This window comes from Rhodanobacter sp. MP1X3 (assembly GCF_014207165.1).
In the GTDB taxonomy this organism is placed as follows: domain Bacteria; phylum Pseudomonadota; class Gammaproteobacteria; order Xanthomonadales; family Rhodanobacteraceae; genus Rhodanobacter.
Window position 1 is genome coordinate 245,919 of sequence record NZ_JACHCO010000006.1, and the last position, 21,762, is coordinate 267,680.

A 21,762-nucleotide genomic window follows, 5' to 3' on the forward strand; every position below is an offset into this window, starting at 1 on the left:
GAACTCCCTCTGATAGCGGTCTAGTGTAAAGCCTCACCTAATTCAGGTCGTGAATAACCTGTTGCCCCATGTCCTCAAGTTGCAGGTCCTCATGTTGCAGGTCGTCATGCCGCAGAGGGCACTAGCCTTCAGCCGACTTCCGGCCCAACTTCGCCACCCAGAGATATAGCGCCAGGTTGACCAGGAGGAAGGCGATGCCGCCGATCCAGATCGCCGCATTGTCGAAACTTTCCCCAACCAGCCCCAATGGCGATGCTTTGCCCGAGAAAACCACGATTGCGGCGATGATCACACCAATGATGCTTTCGCCCACAATCATGCCCGAGGCCAGCAGCACACCCAACTGCTTGGTCGCCTCCGGTTTGGCCGTCCGATCCGCACGCTTGTCGAAGTACCAGCCGACTACCGCGCCAACGACAATCATCAGTGTGGTGGATGTTGGCAGATAGATGCCCAAGCCGACAGCCAGCGGTGGCAACGCGGCGGATTGGCTGAAGCGGCCAAGCAGCGCGTCCAGCCCGATCAGCACCACGCCGATCGCCGCACCCAGGCCAATCAGGCTCCAGTCGATATTGCCCTGGATCACGCCCTGCGCCAGCGCCGAGATCAGGCCGGCCTGCGGGGCAGGCAATGCAACCGCGGGATCGACGCCCGCCATGCCGGCGAAGCCATACGCCTTGTTCAACAGATCGAGCACTGGCGGAATGACCGCCGCCCCCACCAGCACGCCGATCACCAGCGCCACCTGCTGCTTCCACGGCGTGGCGTCGACCAACTGGCCGGTTTTCAGATCCTGCAGATTGTTATTGGCAATCGTCGCCACCGAAAACACCACCGAAGTGATGAACAACGCAAACGCGACCATGCCCTTGCCCGCACTGACCGATACTTGTGACTGCACGGCTACCACCAGCAGCAATGCCGCAATGATCACCACCAGGATGCCGACACCCGACAACGGGCTGTTGGACGAACCGATCAGACCAGCCATGTAACCGCACACGGCCGACACCAGGAAACCCATCACAACCACGAAAACGAGTCCACCGACAATCAGCAGCCACAGGTGCGAGCCTAGCCCGGCACTATTGGCGAAATTGCCCAGCAGCCACGCGATCGGCAGCAGACAGATCAGGCTGATCAGGCCGACGATGCCGATCGGCATGTCCTGCTCGGTACGCGGCAGCAAGGCGCCCTGCCCGGACTTGCGCACGCGCGAAGCCGCCATCGCCGAACTGAGACCGCTGATGACCGGTTTGACCAGCTTGGCCAGTGTCCAGATTGCCGCCACACCGATGGTGCCAGCGCCCAGAAAGCGTACTTTATGGCTCCAGGCCGCCTGCGCCACATCCGCGGCCGCTCCGGCTGTCGCCGCCAGCGCCGTGTAGTGCGGCACCGCCCAGGCCCAGGCGATCACCGCGCCGAGCAGCATCGCAATACCCACCCAAAGTCCGACCAGATGGCCGACCGCAAGCAACGCAAACGACAAGCTGAAATCGTAACCGGTGGCACCGCCGCGATCACCGATGCGGAAGTACTGCACCACGTCGCTGGCAAAAATCTTGGTGGCGACAACGATGGCGAACACCGCCGAAACAATCGTGCCTGCCGTGACAGCCAGCAATCCGTCCTTGCTGCTTTCTTCTGCCGATGATTCCGAATCATCACCCCCGCCAACTTTAAGTACCTCGGCGCAGGCCACGCCTTCCGGATACGGCAGGTCGGAATCCGTCACCAGCGCGCGGCGCAGCGGGATTGTATACATCACACCGAGAATGCCGCCGGTAGCGCAGATGCCGAACGTGATCCAGAACGGAAAGCCGTTCCACCAGCCGATCATGACCAGCCCCGGCAACACGAAGATGATTGCCGACAACGTGCCAGCCGACGAGGCAATCGTCTGCACGATGTTGTTTTCCTGGATTGTGGAATTCTTGAATCCACGCAGGATCGCCATCGAAATCACCGCCGCCGGAATCGACGTGGCAAACGTGAGGCCGGCCTTCAGACCAAAGAACACGTTGGCCGCGGTGAACACCAGCGTGATCACCACACCAATGATCAAGCCTCGAATGGTCAACTCGGTGCGCGGCGCAGCGCTGGACGGTAACTGTGCACTCACGAATGATTCTCCCCGGACGGATTCTGCCGGGAAAGATAGCGTGGAATCGCCGTGCGTGGTGATTTTGCCAACGTTGCGGCATAGCTCGGCCGTGCGAAAAACGTGTTTTACAGGCCCAGACAGCTTTCGAAACGGCGCAGCTCGCCGGAAAGCGGATCGACAAACGTCAAGCTTTTCGCCAGCAATTTCAGCGGACGCTGATAGTCGTCAAGGTCCTGGGTGGTCAACGTCGGATACCAGGAGTCGTTGGAAATCGGCGCACCCAGCGCCGACATATGCACCCGCAGTTGGTGCTTCTTACCGGTGATCGGATACAGCGCGTAACGCCAGAGATCATTCCCGCGCTCGATCACTTCGATACGCGTCTCGCTGTTCGATTCGCCATCGATTTCATGCGTGCGGAAAAACGGCTCGCCGCGTACCAGCCGCGTGCGTCGCGTCAATGGAAACGACGACTCTGCCAACGGCGGCGCCAGCGCTTCATAGCGCTTCTCGATACGTTGTTGCTGGAACAGCGCCTGATAGGCGGATCGACTCGCCCTATTCGCCGAAAACAAAACCAGTCCGGCGGTCGCACGATCGATCCGATGCAGTGGCACCAGATCGGGATTGTCCAGCCGGCGCATCAGCCTTCGCAGCAAAGTTTCTTCGACAAAACTGCCGCTCGGGATCACCGGCAAAAAATGTGGCTTGTCGGCCACCACCAGATGCTCATCGACGTGCAACACGGTTTCGATAAACGGTATGGGCGTTTCATCGACCACTTCGCGGTAGTAATGAATGCGCAGCCCGACTCGCGGATACGGCGTCGCCAAAGTGATCGCCCCACCCTGCGCATCCAGCACTCGCCCACGCGCCATGCGATCCACCCATTGCTCACGGCTGATCGCGGGAAACGTGGCGCAAAGCGCGTCAAGCACGGTCTGCCAAGGGCCGGCCGGCAGATGCACGGTGCTGGCTTCGGCATCACGGACAAAGGAGGTCATAGTTGATCGCATGGCGACCGGCAGTGTAAGACACGCCTCCCAGACGGCATCGGAGCGTAGAATAGGCGGGTTATCACCGACCGGCATGCCCATGGCACTCAACTCCACCATCTACAAGGTCGAACTGCAGATCAGCGACATGGATCGGCATTACTACGCCACTCATGCGCTGACGCTGGCACGGCACCCGTCGGAAACCGAAGAGCGGCTGATGGTACGCCTGCTGGCGTTCGCGCTCTACGCGGACGATCGGCTGGAGTTCGGCAAGGGCATCAGCGATGAGGATGAACCGGCACTGTGGCGCAAGGCCTATACCGACGAAATCGAGCTGTGGATCGAGCTGGGCCAGCCCGATGAAGCGCGCATCCGCAAAGCCTGCGGCCGCTCACGTCAGGTCGTGGTGATCAACTACGGCGGCAACACAGCCGACATCTGGTGGAGCAAGGTCGGCGCATCGCTGGGGCGCAACAAAAACCTCACCGTGCTCGACATCTCCGCCACCACCGTCGCCGAACTCTTGCCGCTGCTGCAGCGTGGCATGCGTCTGCAGGCGCTGATCCAGGATGGCCAGCTACAGCTGATGAACGATGTTGAGTCGGTGACGATCGATCCCCTACGACGCATGGGTGTCGCTGAAGCCGTCAGCTGAGCAAGCGCAATACGACTATCGTATCGCCGCATTTTCAAGAACAATTGCCCGCTGATTGAATCTGCCTCACGCCGATTCAACCGATTCTGATTTAACCAGTCATACCTCAATCAAACCACTCCAAGGACTCATGCCATGCGCTGGTTGCTGCCCCTGCTCGCCCTGATCGCCCTCGCCGCCTGCAGCGCCACGCCGCAAGCGCACGCCAACGGTCGCGTGGACAAACTCACCGTGATCGAACAGAAGGTCGGCACCGGTGCGGTGGCCAAGCCCGGCATGCAAGTGCAGGTGCACTACACCGGCTGGCTCTACGACGAAACCGCCAAGGACAAACACGGTAAGAAATTCGATAGCTCGCTCGACAGCGGCACGCCTTTCACCTTCCCCCTCGGCGAAGGCCGGGTCATCGCTGGCTGGGATCAGGGCGTAGCCGGCATGCGCATCGGCGGCAAGCGTACCCTGCTGATTCCGGCAACACTCGGGTATGGCGACGATGGCGCAGGCGATGCCATTCCGCCGGGCGCATCGCTGGTGTTTGATGTGGAGTTGTTGGGGGTTACGCCATGAGGTTGGCGGTATCGCCGCGTTGTTTGCGATGATCTTGGTGCGTTGAAGCTGAGGGCTTTCGGCCTCCTGCGGAGGCCGAGTTACTTGCTTTTACTTGTCCTCACGCACGCGGCAACATGGGTGAACAGCCGAAGCAGGCCCGTAAGGCGACAGACGGTACGCCCGTAGAAAACGACACCCCGCTTGGCGCTTGCCGGGCATTCGGTAACCGCTCCTGTGTTGCTCTACCTCGGGAATCCATGCCCTAGCCATGCCCGGCAAGTCCGTGAGATATGCGAACGCCATCCTCGCTCCGCCACACCGTAGCCGTCACCCGGCAAACCCTTGTCTATTTGCGAAATTTGCTCGCTTGACGAGCTACGACCTAAAGCTGAACATCCGATGCATATGGCCCGATATGGGGTCTAATTAGCGTTAGGCCTTGGAGCAACCAACATGTGGCACCTTGCACTGACTCTTACCATTGTGGTGCTTGCAGTTGCGATCAATGTTGGTGCTCTTAAGGCTGGCGAAGATCGCTTTGACTGCCTGTACTACGCAGTTAGCGTATCAGGTGCATTTGGTATCTTCTTCATAGTCTGCATCCCGCTTTCCTTGCTGTATGCACTCATTAATTACACCTTTGGGCCGGCACAAGGCACGAGCATTTTTCTTAATGTTGCAATCGTTGGTGCAGGCGCATGTACTCTTGCATCATTGCTTCTATGCATTGGCATCTGGTATCGCGAATCTCATCCTTATGCCTAACTACTCGTTCAAGGCGGACGGCTACGCCTCCAGCGTTAGTCGCCGCAAACACGGTACGCTCCAACTTGGCCGCACTTCGGAGGCGCAAATGAAGAGAGTTACGGGTATCGGAGGGGTCTTCTTCAACGCGAAGGAGCCTGTCGCGCTGCGAGCTTGGTACAAGCAGCACCTGGGAATCGACGTCCAGGCATGGGGAGGCGCGGCGTTTACGTGGTCGGATGCTGCGGGCAATCCGACAAACGGAACGACCGCATGGTCCATCGGCGCCGCCGATGGCGAACACTTCGCGCCAAGCCAGTCGACCTTCATGGTCAACTATCGCGTCGAGAACTTGACCTCGCTGCTTCAGGCACTACGCGATGAAGGTTGCAACGTACTCGAGAAAACGGATGACTCCGAGTATGGCAAGTTCGGCTGGGTCATGGATCCAGAGGGGAACAAGGTCGAACTCTGGCAGCCGCCCGAGGGCAAATGAGCCCTGGTCTGATCGGCCAGGATGCGCCGCCGAACCCCTCCTTCAAGCGGACCTGCCTTCGGCGGTCCGCTTAAGTCAAACGTCAGGCCCTTCATGCTGTCGCACAAACTATTTATTGCCTTTCTTGTTTTATCGGCAGCCAGCCGAGTCATCGCGGCAGACGCCCTTCCGATGGATGCGCTTCGAGCTAAATTTCCGCATGGTATTCCATGGAAAGTCGATGTGGTTAATGCCGATGGCAAAAGCCGCGGCGAGCTGGAAATGCTGATTACTTCGGATCATGCAAGATCGTGTATGGGCGACGTTGGCGATGGCTTCCGTGTGGATTTCATTCGACCCGACGTGCTCTCGCCACCATTACCCCTCGCGTCATATGGTGTCGCCAGGTTCGTTGATAACAAGATCAAGATCGACCTCACCGGGGGCACCTGCGATGCCTATCTAGTGATGGACGGCATGGTGACATCGGATGGCTCGTCAGCCGGCGATATATATACGTTTGGTCGGGGAGGTGTGCATGACGTCGGGACTTATCACGCCAGTATCAAAAAATGAGCGGCGTAACTACTGGGACAAGTGAGCCGCTGCCACAACGGCTCACGAGTGCGTATTGCGCTGATTACCGGAAACTTCCTAAACAGCGCCTCAATCCGCCTGCGCCGCCTCGTCCCTGCCCTGCTGGCGAATGATCGCCTCCTCCCGCGCATCGATGATCGACTGCATCACGCTGTCGACGTCGGCGATGCTTTCGTCGAATTCGAAGTGGCCGGTGAGTTCGGTATCGGGGTGCAGTTCACCCAGTTCGAACAGTGCCCACATCTCTTCGGCGTAGTGGCTGTCCAACAATTCCGCAGCGAAGCGCGAGAGGCTGATGGTGATGTTGCCGACGTCGCGGCGAAGCATGGTGCGCGCCGAGTTGTTGCCGGAGGCGCTGACCACCTGCGGCAGGTCGATGATGACCGGGCCTTCCGGCCCGACCAGCACGTTGTATTCGGAGAGATCACCGTGGATCAGCCCCACGCAAAGCATGCGAGCTACCTGCTGCATCAGGAAGCGGTGGTAATCACGCGCGGTATCTGCTGACAACTCCACTTCGCCCAGACGCGGTGCGGAGTAGCCGTCAGCGTCAGTGACCAGCTCCATCACCAGCACGCCGTTGAAATAACCATACGGTTTGGGCACACGCACGCCAGCGGCGGTGAGCGCATAGAGCGCGTCGACCTCGGCGTTCTTCCAGGCGGCCTCGGCCTCCTTGCGGCCGAACTTGGTGGCCTTGCCCATGGCACGGGCCTGCCGGCTGCCGCGCACCTTGCGGCCTTCCTGATACTGCACGCGCGCCTGGAAACTGCGCTGTGCCATGTCCTTGTAGACCTTGGCACAACGGATATCGTCGCCCGAGCGCACGACATAAACGGAAGCTTCTTTGCCGCTCTTCAGCGGTCGCAGGACCTGGTCGATAACGCCTTCGTCGATCAGATCCTGCAGGCCCTTGGGTGTCTTCATGCGTGGAAAAGCTTCAGCAATTCGTGGAATAACGCCGATTATGGCCGATCTGCGGCATTACTCGCTTATTTCTCGTTGTCGGGCCTCAGCTTGCCTGCACGCTGGGTGCACTGAGCCGGTCGCGCACGCCTGCCACAATCTCGAACGATCGACGCCTTGCCGTATGGTCGAATACGTTGGCCGTGATCATTAGCTCGTCCGGCTTGTGCCTCTCGATGAAGGCTTCGATACCTCCTTCCACCGTAGCGGCATTGCCGATGACGGCACAGGCCAGCGCGTGGTCGACGCCGTGTCGTTCCATGGGCGAAGCGTATGACTCGATGTCGTCGATGGGTGGCGGGATCAGCCCAGGTCGGCCGCGGCGCAGATTGATGAAGCTCTGCTGCTGGGTGGTGAACAGCCGGCGCGCCTCGGCGTCGCTTTCCGCGGCGACCACGTTGACCCCGAGCATCGCGTACGGCTGCTGCAGCCGTGCCGACGGCCGGAAGTCCCGTCGATAAAGCGCCAGCGCTTCATCCATCGCGTCGGGCGCGAAATGCGAGGCGAATGCGAACGGCAGGCCAAGTCGGGCCGACAAGGTCGCGCTGAACAGGCTTGAACCCAGCAGCCACACCGGCACGTCGATTCCGGCGCCTGGCACGGCGCGCACCGGTTGGCCCGGTTTTACCGGTTCGAAGTAACCCAGCAGCTCCATCACGTCGTTCGGAAACGCATCGGCGCTGTCGAAATAGCGGCGCAGTGCCTTGGCGGTCGGTTGATCGGTGCCCGGCGCGCGTCCCAGGCCCAGATCGATGCGCCCCGGATACAGCGAAGCCAGGGTGCCGAACTGCTCGGTCACCTGCAGCGGCGCGTGGTTGGGCAGCATGATGCCGCCGGAGCCGACGCGGATGCGCGAGGTACCGCCGGCCACGTAGCCGATCAGTACCGCGGTGGCCGCACTGGCGATACCGGCCATATTGTGGTGTTCGGCCAGCCAGTAGCGGCGATAGCCCAGGCGCTCGGCGTTCTGGGCCAGATCGAGCGTGTTGCGGAATGCCTGCGCAGCATCGCTGCCTTCCGTGACGGGCGCCAGGTCAAGGATCGAAAAAGGAATCATGTGGTGTTCTCGCAGTAGCGTATGGCCGATGATTTGGGGACGATTGCGTGGATTGCCAACGGCTTTTGCTCCAGCTGCGTCAGATCGGCATGCATGAGACCGAACCCCGCCTACAATGGCCACATCTTCTTTCACGGCATCTCGATGACTGACCCGGTTCGCCTCGCCAAACGCGTCGTCGCCCTTGCGCAATGCTCACGGCGCGAGGCCGAGCAGTACATCGAGGGCGGCTGGGTGCGCGTGGACGGCGTGGTGGTCGAAAAGCCGCAGTTCATGGTTGATACGCAGACTGTCGAACTGGATCCCGGCGCCCAATTGATCGCCACCGAACCGGCCACCCTCGTGCTGCACAAACCTGCCGGTTACGACGCTGGCGCTGGCCCGAATCCGGCCAGTGCGCTGGTTACACCGGACACGCGGTCGCCAGATGACGCCTCCGGCGTGCGGCCACTGAAACGCCACCTTCAGCGGCTGACTTCGCCGCTACCGCTGCCAACTGAAGCCACTGGCCTGATGATCTTTACCCAGGACTGGCGGGTGACGCGCAAACTCACCGAGGACATCGATCGAGTCGAGCAGGAATTCGTGGTTGATGTCAGCGGCGAACTGATCGCCAATGGGCTGGCCCTGCTCAATCACGGCCTGCGCTTCAATAATTACGCGATGCCGCCGATCAAGGTCAGCTGGCAGAGCGAGCAACGGCTGCGATTTGCGTTCAAGGTATTGCAGCCCAGCCAGATCGAGCCGATGTGCCACGCGGTCGGCCTGAAGGTATTGGCGATGAAGCGTCTGCGCATAGGCCGTATTTCACTGGCCAAATTGCCGCCGGGCCAGTGGCGTTATCTGGCGCCGCACGAGCGTATCTAGCGTAAACTTTGGATCAGCCTGTCGACGCTGTTTCATGTCTCTCGAAACGTAAGCAACGGCGGGCGACCGAGCTTTACATCACACCTACCACACCGCGGAGAGCAGCATGAGCAAGGGTTTGGACTCCAAGAAAAGTGACAAGAAAAAGCCGGAAAAAACTATGAAGGAAAAGAAGCTGGCCAAGCAGGAAAAGAAGAAGAACGCCAAGTAATCCTCCTGCCTGCCCGACGGTAGCTGCACCAGTCATTACACGTCGACTGGTGCAGCTATCCGGCTTGTACGCATCGCACTCAAGTCACTCGGTACGACACTTCGCCGTCGTGACCTTTTCGGCTCAATCGTTCGCTCAATACTCGCCCATGTAATCGCGCTTGCCGATCTCCAGGCCGTTGTGCCGCAGGATCGCGTACGCAGTGGTCACGTGGAAGAAGAACTGCGGCAAGCCGTAGCTCAGCAAATAGGTTTGACCGGTGAAATGACGCTCTTTCGGCGTGCCCGGCCGGGTCACGATGTCGCGCTTTGCAGCATCGTCGAACAGGGTCTTGTCGAAACCATCGATAAAACCGATCGTCTTCGCGATCAACCCACGCAGCGCCTCGAAGCTCAACTCCTTGTCATCGTATTTCGGCACTTCGGCACCCGCCAAACGTGCCGATACACCACGCGCAAAATCACACGCGATCTGCACCTGCTTGGCCAGCGGGAACATGTCCGGAAACAGCCGAGCCTGCGTCAACGCCGATGGCTCGATGCTTTTTGCTGCAACATGCGCCTCGGCTTTGGCGAGGATGGTGTCAAGCCCGCCGAGCATCTGGCGGAATACGGGAACCGAACTGATATAGATGGCGTGAGGCATGGGATTTCCTGGGACATGGCAAATGTGGAACATGGCGAAATGATCGGCGCAGTGTAGTCCAGTGATGCCCTCATGGCTGGTGCTATGCCGTTGACTTCAAGCATGTCGCTCACGCCAGGCCGCCAGCGCGATCTGATAGCGTTCCAGCGCCTGTTCGTAAATGTCGAACACGCACGGCACGCAGCCTTCCCCGCAACACTCTGCGGCATCCGGCTCGACTGGGCGCACTGGCGGCGGATCCGCAGGATCGACGGCGATGTCGTGCATGGGTGGCTTGTCGTTTTGCATGACTGGTCGCGATCGCCTTTTCGTCTACCACTAACCCATGTGCGAGCGAACGACGCGAAGCTCAACATGGACGTCAGCACCATCTTTCAAGCTGGTTATAGGCAAGGCCAGCGGCGACTGCGAAGATAACCGATCGTACTCATTGGAACGATGCACATGCGAATCGACGGCGGGCAACATCGCGACAACATCATCGGCAAAAAGCTGGGCATGACACTGTGCCTGGCTTTGCTTCTACGGGTCTGTAGCGCCATGCCTGCACACATCGCGGCGGTGAAGCCCTCCCACTATCGGGTCGTGGGCTACGATGTCGTCAAAGAAGACGTGGATCACATCGATGCTGACAAGATCGACACCTTGATCTTCGCCTTCGCCCGGGTAGTCGACGACCATGTCGTCCTCGATCCTGCTGCGGCATCGAGACTGCATCAGCTGACCGTGTTGAAATCGACGCATCCGCAACTAAAGATTGTGGTGTCGGTCGGCGGCTGGGGCTCAGGTGGATTTTCCGAGGCGGCCAGCACGGCAGCCAGCCGGCAACGCTTTGCGGACAGCGCGACAAAACTGCTGGTGGACAACCATGCCGATGGCCTCGATGTGGACTGGGAATATCCGGAGCATTCGGAATCAGGCATCCGCTCCAGTCCACAGGATCACGCCCATCTGACCTTGCTGCTGAAAGACGTCCGCGCCGCATTGGATAGCGCGGCTCAGGGGAACGGTCACCGCGGCACGCGTCGTTACACACTCAGCATGGCGATCGCGGACGGCCCATTCGTCAATGGCATCGACATCGCCGCCATCGCGCCTTATCTCGACTGGTTCAACCTGATGACATACGACTTCGTCAATTCGATGACGCCGACAACAGGACATCACACAGGCCTGCATGCGTCGCCGCTCACCCCAGCCGATGCGCGCACCACCGACCGCGCGGTGAGCCAGTTTCTCGCCGCCGGTGTTCCGCCGAAAAAACTGCTGATCGGTGCAGCGTTCTACGGCCGCGAATTCGACGACGTGAAGCCCAGCCACAACGGCCTGTACCAGGCTTACGGTCATTACGGCACCGAACATCCGTGGCCGCAGCTCGAAGCTGATTTCATCGGCCGGAACGGCTTCGTGCGCTACTGGGATGCCGATGCGCAGGCACCTTATCTGTGGAACGCAGCGACCCATACTTTCATCAGCTATGACGATCCGCAGTCAATCGCCGCCAAGGCTGCCTACGTAAAAACGCAGCACCTTGGCGGCATCATGTACTGGGAACAGAGCGAAGACCCGCAGAATGTACTACTGGACGCGATCTGGCGTGACCTGCAGTGATTACTCCGCTTATTTCGCCGGTTTGCGGAAGCGATAGATGAACTGATCGGTATGGCCGCGGATCGACTTGTCGAACACCTTGAGGGTGTGCGTGTCGGCCGGATTGCGCAGCGCGCCGCTCTCGCCATCAAACACGAAACCCGCGGCCTCGACCTGTTGCTTGACGATCGCCGGGTCGATCCGGTGCAACGTATCGGTGTCCTGCATGCCGCTGCCGGTAGGAGCCACGTGATCGATCACCACGAACAAGCCACCCGGCTTGAGCGCATCGAATACCTGTTTGTTCAGTACTGCCGGATCGACACTGCCCATGAACTTGTCCGGGTAGTCGTGATAATTCTGCGAGGTGAACACCAAATCCACCGGCTCCGGCGAACTCAGCTGATTGGAGGGCTGCTCAAGCACACTGACATTGGCGTAATGCGGTTCGGCCACAAATTTTTTCATCGCGGAAAGATCGTCGCCATCCTCTTTGGCGTACTCGTTCGGCCAGAGCGCATACACATGGCCGGTCGGCCCGACGATGGCGCTGAACACGCGGGTGAAATAACCGCTACCGGGAATCAACTCCAATACCTTCTGCCCGGGCTGCACATGAGCAAACTCCATGATCGAGCTGATCTTGCGGCGTTCGTCATTCACTTTGTCGGCCTGTCGCGCGGGATCACCCACCGCCCTGGCCACCACGGCATAAATCGCACCAGTATGAGCACCTGACATCTGGGCAAGCGCTGCACCAGGCAAGGCAACGGCTATCAGGAGAGCAAGAATAGTCGAACGCATGAGTGACTCCGCAATCGGCAAAGGTCCACGCATTGTGCTCCCGATTGATGGAAAACGTGATGTGACGATTGGCAGGGTTTTGCCAACTGCGTTTCAGCTAACAATAGCTCTTCGTGACAGCCACGCGACAGTTGCCGCGTGGACTGGTAAAAGAGCTTTGCTACCTCGTCGTGACGGAACAGGGGAACAATATGCAGGCATCTCGAACAGGGCTCACCCTGGGTTATATATCTTTTCTTGCATTGCTTTCCACGACCTCTCATGCCCAATTGCCAGGGCAATGGCGGTCGCAGCAACTGGAGGCATCGCGCAAGTCAGAGCTGATAATGCGCGAAGCCGAGACCCGTAAAGGTTTATTGGCTCAGTATCAGGTGATGCGCTACGCACACGTCAGATACAACGACACTGCATTCCGCGTGATCTTTGGACAGTACCTCAGCTGGTACCAGACCTTTATTGGCGACTACACTGACGCATCGGCCAGCTTTTCCATAAAGCAGGGACTGACCACAGAGGATCATTCATCGCCTCTTGCCGAGGGGGGTTTTTCCGCCAAGCCAGCCCTGCAAGCTATTCCCGAACTGGCCAAAAACTATCGTGCCGTTTTTTTCAATGAAGCGCACAACGTACCTATGACGCGGACTCTGACCGTGCAGGTACTAAGCGAATTGAGGAAAGAGGGTTTTAACTATTTTGCGGCAGAAACACTTTATCAAACGGATACCAGACTTCAGGGTCGGGGTTATCCGATCAAGGAGAGCGGCTTTTACACGGAAGAGCCGATTTGCGCGGAAATGGTCCGAACCGCATTGAAACTCGGGTTCAAAGTCGTTGCCTACGAGGCGACTTCCGACGCCACCGGCGATGCTCGTGAGAGAGAACAAGCCAACAACGTCTACCAAGAAGTATTCAAGAAGGACCCTAACGCCAAGCTGGTACTCGACGCGGGTTACGCGCATATCCAGAAATCGGGAGGTTTTCTTGGCGGATCATCCATGGCCGAATACCTGCACAAGCTTTCAGGAATCGATGCACTGACTGTCGAGCAAACCATGCTATTTCCGCATGAAGACAGTCACGACGATCACCCTTACCTTTCCGAGGTCATCAGAAAATTCAATCCGCAGGTCCCTACCGTTTTCATTGATGGCACCGGTAAACCCTGGACCTTGCGCAGTGGCTACGACGTCAGCGTATTTTTTCCTGCGCAAAAGCTGGATCGCGGCAGACCGACTTGGGCCGACCTAGGCGGCCTGCGCAAACCCTACCCAGTCAGTGGCGATCGCTGCAAGGAGTCGTATCCATGCATGGTGGAGGCGCGCTATTTCGATGAAGGCATGGATGCTATTCCCGCTGACCTCATTGCGCTTGATCCCATTCCACTGAGCGCCACTCAGGAAGAACATATACGTTTTCATCAGGGCGCACCTATCAGTGAGCTTTACTTGCGCCCGGGGAAATACAAGCTGACATACACCGACCAAAGAGCACAGCTGCTCTTCGAGCAGGAAGTGACCGTTGCCGGAGATACCGCAACCCGTTAGTAGCCTCTTCCGAGCTTCATCCCCACGGCCATCGCGAAATCCGCTGCTCTTGTCCGATCTTCAAGCTTGGCAAGATGATGGTAATGATCTTGGCTCGAAGATACCCAAATATCGATAGACCCATGAGGAGTAAAATGGCATGACACGTTTGAGATTGCAGCATCGCCTGATAGCTGTTTGTACGATGGCGACATGCGTTGCTACCGCGGTAGCGACCGGCAATAACCCAGCCAGCGACGACACGGCCATGCTCGGCTTCACTAGCAGCGACGCTGCCAAACAGCAAAGTCTTGAACAACGCTTCGATGCACAGCTCGACCCTGCCGACCAGCGCAACTGGCTCAAGCAGATGTCGTCGCAGCCGAACCAGGTCGGCTCACCGCATGACAAGGCCAATGCCGAGTTCATGCTGGCGAAGTTCCGCGAATGGGGCTGGGATGCGCATATCGAAACCTTCAGCGTGCTCTATCCCACGCCAAAAAAAGTGGCGCTTGAGCTACTCGGCCCGCGCCCTTTCACCGCCGCACTCAAGGAACCGACGATTCCTGGCGATGCTACCTCGAGCATCCACGATGGCGCTCTGCCGCCCTACAACGTCTATGGCGCCGATGGCGATGTCACCGCCAAACTGGTTTACGCCAACAACGGCATGCCGGACGACTACAAAGATCTGGCGAGGCGCGGTATCGATGTGCGCGGCAAGATCGTGCTTACTCGCTACGGCGGCGGCTGGCGTGGTCTGAAACCCAAGCTGGCCCAACAGCATGGCGCGATCGGCTGCCTGATCTATTCCGATCCGCACGAAGACGGCTACGCCAAAGGCGATGTTTACCCGAAGGGCGGCTGGCGTCCGGCCGACGGCGTGCAGCGTGGTTCGGTCGCGGACATGCAGGTCTACCCTGGTGACCCGTTGACACCAGGTATCGGCTCTGTCCCCGGCGCCAAACGCCTTGCCATCAAAGACGCCACATCGCTGTTGAAGATTCCGGTGCTGCCAATTTCCTACGCGGATGCCACCCCGCTGCTACAGGCGCTCGCTGGACCGGTGGCACCCGCCAACTGGCGCGGCTCGCTGCCACTCACTTATCACGTCGGCCCAAGCACGGCCAAAGTCCACTTGACCGTGCAGTCGGACTGGGGCCAAAAGCCAGTCTATGACGTCATCGCCAAGCTCAAGGGGAGCACCGAGCCCGATCAGTGGATTGTGCGCGGCAACCATCACGACGGCTGGGTCTTCGGCGCATGGGATCCGCTTGCCGGCAACGTCGCGCTGATGGCCGAGGCCAAGGCCATCGGTGCGCTGGTCAAGCAGGGCTGGCGCCCGCAGCGCACGCTCGTCTACGCCAGCTGGGATGGCGAGGAACCTGGTTTGCTCGGCTCTACTGAATGGGCCGAAACGCATGCGAAAGAGCTGCAGGCCAAGGCTGTCATGTACGTCAACTCGGACACCAATGGCCGCGGCTTTCTCGCCGCTGGCGGCAGCCACTCGCTGCAACACTTGGTCAACCAAGTCGCCGATGGTGTGACCGATCCAGAAACCCACGTCAGCGTACGGGAGCGCCTGCGTGCACACATGCTGATCGCCGGCAATGATGAGGATGCCAAACCCGAAGCCAAGGATGTAGCGAAAATCGCCGCGCAAGGCGGCGATGTGCCGCTCTCCGCGCTCGGCTCCGGTTCCGATTTCAGCGCTTTCCTGGAGCACCTCGGCATCGCCTCGCTCGACCTCGGCTTCAGCGACGAGGACGACGATGAGGGTATCTACCACTCTCAGTACGATTCGTTCGATCACTATGTACGCTTCGGCGATCCAACGTTCGAATACGGCATCGCACTCTCGAAGGTTGTCGGACACATCGTGCTACGCAGTGCGGATGCCAACGTATTGCCGATGCGCTTTGGTGACTTCAGCAGCACGCTCGATCGTTACGTCGATGAGCTGCACAAACTCGTCGACAAAACGCGCAAGGCAACCGACGAGCAGCACAAACTCCTTGACGGCCACGCATTCACGCTCGATGCCGACCCAACCCGTCCGATCGCACCACCTGAGCGCGATTCCGATGTACCGGCGATCGATCTCGCCCCGCTGGATCAGGCAGCAAAGCAACTCACACAGAGCGCGCAAGCTTTCGAAACCGCCTACAGCAAACGCGCAGCCACCGGCTTCAACCTGCCGGCAAAACAGGGGCTTGAGCTGAACGCACAGATGGGTCGCATGGAGCAGGCATTGACCAATTCCGACGGCTTGCCAACACGACCATGGTTCAAGCACATGGTCTATGCGCCCGGCATGCTGACCGGCTACGGTGTCAAGACACTGCCAGGCGTGCGCGAGGCCCTGGAGGCACGTCGTTGGGACGAGGCCAATCACTACACAGTGATCACAGCCAAGGTCATCGATCACTACCGGCAACAGCTTGACCAGCTGACTGTATTGCTCGACACCAAGAGCTGATGCCGCATTTGGACGCCAGCATGGGGCCGGCATTGGCTTGTCGGGCGTCGATGTGAATGCGTTAGCCGGTAGCGCGCCGACGGCCTCGCTTTGATCCCCCCTCGCACTGAATCCTTCGCTTTAATCGACTCAGCCTGCTTTGCTGGAGGCAGGCTGAGTCTGTAGCGAATGGACCGTTGCGATCCGGTATCCGTCAATGGCTGACCTGGTGAATGACTGAGTCTGCCGCCATGGCTACCCAACTGATGGGCTACACGAAACCCTGCGTGTTCTGGCAGAGTGCATCGATCTGTCGTCGTGCCAATCAGGGGAAATGCATCATGCGCGTGTCCATCCGGCTTTCACTGACTGTGCTGCTGGCGCTTGGTGTTGGCCCAACGTCGGCAGCGAGTGATCCGGCAGGAGCGAAGTCCTATGCCCGCGATCCGGCCCAGGCAATTGATCAGGCATACACCGACCAGATCCTCAAGTTCACCACCGATCCATCGTTCAACTCGCCGCTGACCGATTACCTGCCTGCCTCCGCGACCGTGCCAACACCCGACAAGGTACTGGGCCATATTTCCGGCGCGCCGAATTACCTGCCCTACTCGGCTGATGTCTATCGCTACTTCCGTGCACTGGCCGCAGCCAGCCCACGAGTGAAAGTGTTCTCGATCGGCAAAAGCGAAGAAGGCCGAGAGATGATTGCGGTGGCCATTGCAGACGAAAACGTGCTCGCCGATCTGGACGCCAACAAGGCGCGGCTGGCCAAGCTGGCCGACCCGCGCACTATCGGCATGAACGACGACACCGCCGATCAGCTGGTCGCGCAATCGACGCCGGTTTATTACATCACCGGCACCATCCACTCCACCGAAACCGGCGCACCAACCGCGCTGATGGAGCTGGCCTATCGCCTCGCCGTGGACGACTCGCCGTATATCAAGCAGATCCGCTCGCACGTGATCACATTGATCACGCCGATCGTCGAAGTCGACGGCCGCGACCGCATGGTCGATCTGTACAACTGGCACCTTGCGCATCCGGGGCAGAACTATTCGCCGCTGATGTACTGGGGCCATTACGTGGCGCACGACAACAACCGCGACGCGATGGGCATGACGCTGAACCTGACGCGTAACATCGCCGATACCTATATCGGCTGGCACGCGCAGGTGCTGCATGACCTGCATGAGTCGGTGCCGTTCCTCTACGACAACACCGTCGGCGATGGCCCGTACAACGCGTGGATCGATCCCATCCTGACCGGCGAGTGGCAACAGCTGGGCTGGAACAACGTGCAGGAGCTGACCAAGTTCGGCATGCCCGGCGTGTTCACCCACGGCGACTTCGATACCTGGAGTCCGGGCTATCTGATGTTCATCGCCGCCATGCACAACGGCGTCAGCCGTCTTTACGAAACCTTCGGCAACGACGGTGCCGATACGGTCAAGCGCACGCTCAGCCCCAAGGAATACACACGCACCTGGTACCGGCCGAACCCCCCGTTGCCCGAGGTCCTCTGGTCGCAGCGCGACAACAACAACTACGAACAGACCGGTCTGCTCACCGCACTGAATTATTTCTCCGACAACGGCCCGTTGTTCCTGAAGAATTTCTACCTCAAGGGCAAGCGCTCGATCGAGAAACCCCAGGAGGCTGGCCCCGCCGCCTATGTTTTTCCGGCTGGCGAAACGCGCACCGGTTCACAAGCACAACTGCTGCACGTGATGCAGCTACAGCACGTCGAGGTCAGCCGCACGACCGCACCCGTCACTATCACCATCCCGAAACAGGGCGACGATCCGAAAGCAAAAGCCACCTCGAGGACCTTTGCCGCCGGCAGCTACGTCGTGCGCATGGATCAGCCCTACTCGCGCATAGCCGATGCCCTGCTTGACCGCCAGTACTGGTCGCCGAAAGACCCGCAGCAGCATCCCTACGACGATACCGCCTGGTCGATGGGCGACCTGTTCAACGTCCAAGTGGTACGAGTCACCGACAATGCCATCCTCAAGGCGCCGATGAGCGCCGTCAGCGATGCCATCACGCCGCCGCAGGGACTGGCCGCGATCGATATCCCAGTGGCGAAGCTGCCACGCATTGCGTTGATGCACACCTGGCTGGATACCCAGACCGAAGGCTGGTGGCGCATGGCGCTGGACAAGCTGCACGTGCCCTACACCTACATCAGCACGCAGGATGTGGCGCGCAGCAGCGACCTGCATGCGAAGTACGACGTGATCCTGTTCGGCCCGATTGGCGGTGTTACTGCAGAACAGATCGTCGATGGCCTGCCGATGTGGGGTAACCCCATGCCGTGGAAAACCACCAAGCTCACGCCCAACATCGGCAAGATCGATTCGACTGACGACATTCGACCTGGCCTGGGTGCCAAGGGTCTCGAAAACCTGAAGCAGTTCGTACACGCCGGCGGCCTGCTGGTCACCGCCGAGGATACCGCCAAGTTCGCCATCGACAGCGGCATGGCGCCGGGCGTGTTTGTCACGCTCACACACAACCTCAAGGTCGTCGGCAGCGTGTTGCAAAGCACTTTTGTGGATCGCAAAAATCCTGTCGCCAGCGGTTACGCCAGCGACGACCTGGCGCTATACAGCTCGTTGGGCCAGTCCTTTACCGTCTCCAACCAGATCACCGGCGACGACGGCCTGCCGAATGCCAAGGACTTCCAGCGCCCCACCGGACGCGGTGGCCCGCACGACACTGACACGCCCGAAGGCCGCGCCTCGGTAGCACCACCGGCCCTGCCTGATCCCAAGCCCTGGCAGGCCACCCCGCTCAACGCCGAGCAGCTGCGCAATAACCCGCTGGCGATTCCCGCCGATCAGCGTCCGCAGGTGATCCTGCGCTACGCCGATGCCGACAAGCTGCTGATTGCCGGCCTGCTCGACGGTGGCGATGAAATGGCCGAACGCGCTGCCGTCGTCGACGCCCACTACGGCAAGGGCAACGTGCTGCTATTCGCCGGCAACCCGATCTGGCGCGGCGAAACCATCGGCAGTTACGGCCTGGTCTTCAACGCCATCACCCACTTCAATCAACTGGATGGCCAGACGGCTGAACCATAAGTCAGCTCTCTGGATGGGCAGTCATCAAGATGGCTGCCCATCCGCAAGCCCAATGCATTCGGCACGTCGGAGCCTGTCTTCTACTTTGAGGCATCGACTGCACGAAGTGCTTCGTTCAGAGACGAAGCAACCGCGCGCATCGCGGGGTGGTCAATCTGTGCGGCGTAGCTGGCAATAGCCTTCTTCAATTGGCTCGTCGCTTCCTGACTGGCCCGGATCAGCCAGTTCGCCGCTTCGTCGACCTTGCCCGCCCTCACCAGGGCAGTAGCCCAGTTGTACTGCCCACGGAAGTAGCCGGCCTCGGCAGAGCGTCGGTACCAGTCCGTGGCCCTTGACTGGTTCTGCGCGACTCCCCAACCCTGCTCGTAACACCGCGCAAGCCGATTCATCGACCGCGCATGACCCTGGTTTGCCGCCTGCGCGTACCAATGCGCGGCCCGCTCGGCATCGGGCTCGACGCCGGCGCCGTCGAAATACATGCGGGCCACGTTGTACTGTGCCCAGTCATGCCCCAGCTTGGCGGCGTATACGTAGCAGGCCAGCGCCTGCGCTAGGTCAGGTTCGGTGCCCCAGCCATTTTCCAGGCAACGCCCGACCATATTTATGGCCTCGGCACTGCCCTGTTTTCCGGCCAGCTCGAACCAAGCCAGCGCGGCGGCTCGGCTTCTTATGGTCCCGTTGCCTTCCAGCAGCATCTGGCCAAAAAGAATCTGCGCTGCGAGGAGTCCTTGGTTACCGAGCCCCTGAACGGTCTCCGCGGCGTGCTCAGGATCGAGTTTCAGCAGATTGCGTAATTCGTCAGCAGTCATGCTGGGGGAGACCACTGGCGGCATTGAGGCATGCCTCCATTATACGAGCCGTAGCGGTTGCCCGAGAACAGCAGAACCCCTTCACGTGAGTCCGGGTTTCGGATCGGGGTGTCCGTCATCTCTACGCATGCCTGCTACCCAGCGGCGAACGTCACTTCAGTGAGGCGTCTATCGGGGTGTCACTGACTGCACCAGATATATCGGCAACAAGACGAACAAGCCCCTTCATGTCGAAATTCGGCGGGTCGACGGTCGTGCCGAACCTGACGATCACCAGGTGTCTCGAAGGTACGATCACAATGCGCTGCCCGTTCATGCCCGAGGCGAAATAGGCATCCGCTGGCAAGCCCGCAATGCGAGGTTCCTTGTCGCCCGGTGCTGGCACGTTGCTCCAGAAACCGGCGCCGTAGGGCGCATCGAGCGTGGGGCTGCTCGAATAGGTGTTCCATTGCGACGGAAGAATTCGCCGGCCATTCGCCACGCCATCATCGAGATACAGCCGACCGAAGCGCGCCCAGTCGCGTGCGGAGGCGTAGATACGGGTCGAGCCGATCAGGGTTTGCGCACCATCGAACTCCATCAGCACATGGCGCATGCCGATGGCATCGAACAGCTCCCTATGCGCGAAACGGATCATGCCAGCCGCGCCACCTCCCACGGCATCGCGCAGCACACCGGCGACGATCAGTGTATTGCCACTGCTGTATTCCCACTCGGTACCGGGTTTCGCCTTCAACTTTGCCTGCGCCGCATACGTCGCCATGTCGGATTTCTGGAACATCATGATCGACACCGGATCGAAGCCGCTATCGTCCTCGGTCAGCGCAAGACCGGAGGTCATGCGCAGCAGGTTATCCAGCGTGAGCGTATGACGCGGATCGGCAGGTCCGTTCCATGCGGCTACCGGTGCCAACGCATGCACGTCCAGCCTACCCTGCTTCACCAGTATGCCGACCAGTGCGTTGATTACCGACTTGCTGACCGAGTAAGCCAACAGCGGCGTGTCGGGATCAAAGCCATTCGCGTAACGCTCCGCGATAATGTCGCCGTTGTGCATCACCACGATCGCATGCACGTGACGGCGAGCGCCTGTCGCCGGCTCCGCGAACGCACGTGCCAGCGCATCGCGAATTTCCGGATCGTTTGACTCGACCAGCGGTCGGATTTCAGGTGGATTCGTTACTTCGTGTGCAGCTTGCAGAGTGCCAACGCGCGGTGTCTGCCATGGCAGCGCGCAGCCGTAGGACGGGTAATAAGTAGACACGCTGGAAAAGCGACCGTGCCAGTCGGTCGTGATGCGCCGATTCGCGCGGTCGACCACGTAATGCAGACCCGGCAGCAAAACCTTCAATCCCTTGTCAGTCGCAAAGCTCTCGTCAAACGCACGCTCCGGCGGCAGTCCCGAAACAAACACACCGGAACACATCACGTCGGAAATACTGGCAGTCGCAATACGAATCGCGTTGTCCGGGCGCTTCCACAGAATCAGCCCGAACAGAATGACCAACAGCCCCACAAAGATGCGCCCAACGTAGACGCCGACCGACTTTCTTTGCTTGGACACGAGCCCCCCTTTGAAACCCAGCCCCGGAGATTTACGTAGTCGAACCGGGTTCGA

19 protein-coding genes are annotated in these 21,762 nt (G+C 59.7%); 10 read left to right on the forward strand and 9 right to left on the reverse strand.

Features of this window, described 5'->3' with window-relative positions; all coding sequences use genetic code 11:
• Positions 1–121: 121 nt before the first annotated feature.
• Together HDE79_RS16630 and HDE79_RS16635 are read right to left on the reverse strand one after the other, a co-directional pair.
• Positions 122–2,122 (reverse strand): oligopeptide transporter, OPT family, encoded by a 2,001-nt coding sequence (locus tag HDE79_RS16630; protein ID WP_184603486.1) that lies wholly within the window; start codon positions 2,120–2,122, stop codon positions 122–124.
• A 107-nt stretch (positions 2,123–2,229) separates the two neighbouring features.
• A complete protein-coding gene (locus tag HDE79_RS16635; RefSeq protein WP_255488462.1) occupies positions 2,230–3,108 on the reverse strand; it encodes a pseudouridine synthase in 879 nt (292 codons plus the stop codon).
• Between the two features lie 91 nt (positions 3,109–3,199).
• Here HDE79_RS16635 and HDE79_RS16640 point away from each other — a divergent pair, with 91 nt between their 5' ends.
• From HDE79_RS16640 to HDE79_RS16660, 5 genes are all read left to right on the forward strand, one after another.
• Positions 3,200–3,757, forward strand: a complete 558-nt coding sequence (locus HDE79_RS16640) for a YaeQ family protein (protein ID WP_184603490.1) — start codon at positions 3,200–3,202, stop codon at positions 3,755–3,757.
• Positions 3,758–3,892: 135 nt separating this feature from the next.
• Positions 3,893–4,324 (forward strand): FKBP-type peptidyl-prolyl cis-trans isomerase, encoded by a 432-nt coding sequence (locus HDE79_RS16645; RefSeq protein ID WP_184603492.1) that lies wholly within the window; start codon positions 3,893–3,895, stop codon positions 4,322–4,324.
• Positions 4,325–4,759: 435 nt separating this feature from the next.
• Positions 4,760–5,071 carry a hypothetical protein gene (locus HDE79_RS16650; RefSeq protein WP_184603494.1) on the forward strand — a complete coding sequence of 104 codons (312 nt, stop codon included), beginning with the start codon at positions 4,760–4,762 and terminating at the stop codon, positions 5,069–5,071.
• A gap of 88 nt (positions 5,072–5,159) precedes the next feature.
• Complete coding sequence (locus HDE79_RS16655; protein ID WP_184603495.1) at positions 5,160–5,546, forward strand: VOC family protein; 387 nt, start codon at positions 5,160–5,162, stop codon at positions 5,544–5,546.
• Positions 5,547–5,639: 93 nt separating this feature from the next.
• The gene (locus tag HDE79_RS16660; RefSeq protein ID WP_184603497.1) at positions 5,640–6,101 is read left to right on the forward strand and encodes a hypothetical protein; all 462 of its coding nucleotides are present in this window, start codon (positions 5,640–5,642) and stop codon (positions 6,099–6,101) included.
• 90 nt (positions 6,102–6,191) lie between these two features.
• On the opposite strand, the gene HDE79_RS16665 is transcribed toward HDE79_RS16660, so the two are convergent.
• Together HDE79_RS16665 and HDE79_RS16670 are read right to left on the reverse strand one after the other, a co-directional pair.
• Complete coding sequence (locus HDE79_RS16665; protein ID WP_184603499.1) at positions 6,192–7,049, reverse strand: PA4780 family RIO1-like protein kinase; 858 nt, start codon at positions 7,047–7,049, stop codon at positions 6,192–6,194.
• 85 nt (positions 7,050–7,134) lie between these two features.
• Positions 7,135–8,145, reverse strand: a complete 1,011-nt coding sequence (locus HDE79_RS16670) for an LLM class flavin-dependent oxidoreductase (RefSeq protein ID WP_184603500.1) — start codon at positions 8,143–8,145, stop codon at positions 7,135–7,137.
• A gap of 144 nt (positions 8,146–8,289) precedes the next feature.
• Here HDE79_RS16670 and HDE79_RS16675 point away from each other — a divergent pair, with 144 nt between their 5' ends.
• Positions 8,290–9,012 carry an rRNA pseudouridine synthase gene (locus tag HDE79_RS16675; protein ID WP_184603502.1) on the forward strand — a complete coding sequence of 241 codons (723 nt, stop codon included), beginning with the start codon at positions 8,290–8,292 and terminating at the stop codon, positions 9,010–9,012.
• 346 nt (positions 9,013–9,358) lie between these two features.
• Here the strand turns inward: HDE79_RS16675 and HDE79_RS16680 are convergent, their stop codons facing one another.
• Both HDE79_RS16680 and HDE79_RS16685 read right to left on the reverse strand, forming a co-directional pair.
• Complete coding sequence (locus tag HDE79_RS16680) at positions 9,359–9,868, reverse strand: DUF1993 domain-containing protein (protein ID WP_184603504.1); 510 nt, start codon at positions 9,866–9,868, stop codon at positions 9,359–9,361.
• Positions 9,869–9,964: 96 nt separating this feature from the next.
• Positions 9,965–10,156 (reverse strand): oxidoreductase-like domain-containing protein, encoded by a 192-nt coding sequence (locus HDE79_RS16685; RefSeq protein ID WP_255488463.1) that lies wholly within the window; start codon positions 10,154–10,156, stop codon positions 9,965–9,967.
• Positions 10,157–10,312: 156 nt separating this feature from the next.
• On the opposite strand from HDE79_RS16685, the gene HDE79_RS16690 reads away from it, so the two are divergent.
• Positions 10,313–11,479 carry a glycosyl hydrolase family 18 protein gene (locus tag HDE79_RS16690; RefSeq protein ID WP_255488464.1) on the forward strand — a complete coding sequence of 389 codons (1,167 nt, stop codon included), beginning with the start codon at positions 10,313–10,315 and terminating at the stop codon, positions 11,477–11,479.
• Between the two features lie 9 nt (positions 11,480–11,488).
• Here the strand turns inward: HDE79_RS16690 and HDE79_RS16695 are convergent, their stop codons facing one another.
• Positions 11,489–12,262 (reverse strand): class I SAM-dependent methyltransferase, encoded by a 774-nt coding sequence (locus HDE79_RS16695; protein ID WP_184603507.1) that lies wholly within the window; start codon positions 12,260–12,262, stop codon positions 11,489–11,491.
• Between the two features lie 191 nt (positions 12,263–12,453).
• Here HDE79_RS16695 and HDE79_RS16700 point away from each other — a divergent pair, with 191 nt between their 5' ends.
• The 3 genes from HDE79_RS16700 (at position 12,454) to HDE79_RS16710 (ending at position 19,335) form a co-directional block, all read left to right on the forward strand.
• Positions 12,454–13,806, forward strand: a complete 1,353-nt coding sequence (locus HDE79_RS16700) for a hypothetical protein (RefSeq protein WP_255488465.1) — start codon at positions 12,454–12,456, stop codon at positions 13,804–13,806.
• 139 nt (positions 13,807–13,945) lie between these two features.
• A complete protein-coding gene (locus HDE79_RS16705) occupies positions 13,946–16,264 on the forward strand; it encodes a transferrin receptor-like dimerization domain-containing protein (protein WP_184603509.1) in 2,319 nt (772 codons plus the stop codon).
• 230 nt (positions 16,265–16,494) lie between these two features.
• Positions 16,495–19,335 carry a M14 family zinc carboxypeptidase gene (locus HDE79_RS16710; RefSeq protein ID WP_255488466.1) on the forward strand — a complete coding sequence of 947 codons (2,841 nt, stop codon included), beginning with the start codon at positions 16,495–16,497 and terminating at the stop codon, positions 19,333–19,335.
• Between the two features lie 80 nt (positions 19,336–19,415).
• Here HDE79_RS16710 and HDE79_RS16715 read toward each other — a convergent pair whose 3' ends face one another.
• Entirely contained in the window at positions 19,416–20,144 is a 729-nt protein-coding gene (locus HDE79_RS16715) for a tetratricopeptide repeat protein (protein WP_184603511.1), read from the reverse strand.
• Between the two features lie 151 nt (positions 20,145–20,295).
• The gene (locus tag HDE79_RS16720; RefSeq protein WP_184603513.1) at positions 20,296–21,708 is read right to left on the reverse strand and encodes a serine hydrolase; all 1,413 of its coding nucleotides are present in this window, start codon (positions 21,706–21,708) and stop codon (positions 20,296–20,298) included.
• Between the last annotated feature and the right edge of the window lie 54 nt (positions 21,709–21,762).

Excerpts from the sequence above, each read along its gene's own strand:
- HDE79_RS16650 (WP_184603494.1), top strand. The coding sequence starts at position 4,760 with ATGTGGCACCTTGCACTGACTCTTACCATTGTGGTGCTTGCAGTTGCG.
- HDE79_RS16690 (WP_255488464.1), top strand. The coding sequence starts at position 10,313 with ATGCGAATCGACGGCGGGCAACATCGCGACAACATCATCGGCAAAAAG.
- HDE79_RS16635 (WP_255488462.1), bottom strand. The coding sequence starts at position 3,108 with ATGACCTCCTTTGTCCGTGATGCCGAAGCCAGCACCGTGCATCTGCCG.
- HDE79_RS16715 (WP_184603511.1), bottom strand. The coding sequence starts at position 20,144 with ATGACTGCTGACGAATTACGCAATCTGCTGAAACTCGATCCTGAGCAC.
- HDE79_RS16670 (WP_184603500.1), bottom strand. The coding sequence starts at position 8,145 with ATGATTCCTTTTTCGATCCTTGACCTGGCGCCCGTCACGGAAGGCAGC.
- HDE79_RS16640 (WP_184603490.1), top strand. The coding sequence starts at position 3,200 with ATGGCACTCAACTCCACCATCTACAAGGTCGAACTGCAGATCAGCGAC.
- HDE79_RS16700 (WP_255488465.1), top strand. The coding sequence starts at position 12,454 with ATGCAGGCATCTCGAACAGGGCTCACCCTGGGTTATATATCTTTTCTT.
- HDE79_RS16710 (WP_255488466.1), top strand. The coding sequence starts at position 16,495 with ATGGCTACCCAACTGATGGGCTACACGAAACCCTGCGTGTTCTGGCAG.
- HDE79_RS16645 (WP_184603492.1), top strand. The coding sequence starts at position 3,893 with ATGCGCTGGTTGCTGCCCCTGCTCGCCCTGATCGCCCTCGCCGCCTGC.
- HDE79_RS16675 (WP_184603502.1), top strand. The coding sequence starts at position 8,290 with ATGACTGACCCGGTTCGCCTCGCCAAACGCGTCGTCGCCCTTGCGCAA.
- HDE79_RS16680 (WP_184603504.1), bottom strand. The coding sequence starts at position 9,868 with ATGCCTCACGCCATCTATATCAGTTCGGTTCCCGTATTCCGCCAGATG.
- HDE79_RS16705 (WP_184603509.1), top strand. The coding sequence starts at position 13,946 with ATGACACGTTTGAGATTGCAGCATCGCCTGATAGCTGTTTGTACGATG.
- HDE79_RS16660 (WP_184603497.1), top strand. The coding sequence starts at position 5,640 with ATGCTGTCGCACAAACTATTTATTGCCTTTCTTGTTTTATCGGCAGCC.
- HDE79_RS16655 (WP_184603495.1), top strand. The coding sequence starts at position 5,160 with ATGAAGAGAGTTACGGGTATCGGAGGGGTCTTCTTCAACGCGAAGGAG.
- HDE79_RS16695 (WP_184603507.1), bottom strand. The coding sequence starts at position 12,262 with ATGCGTTCGACTATTCTTGCTCTCCTGATAGCCGTTGCCTTGCCTGGT.
- HDE79_RS16665 (WP_184603499.1), bottom strand. The coding sequence starts at position 7,049 with ATGAAGACACCCAAGGGCCTGCAGGATCTGATCGACGAAGGCGTTATC.
- HDE79_RS16685 (WP_255488463.1), bottom strand. The coding sequence starts at position 10,156 with ATGCAAAACGACAAGCCACCCATGCACGACATCGCCGTCGATCCTGCG.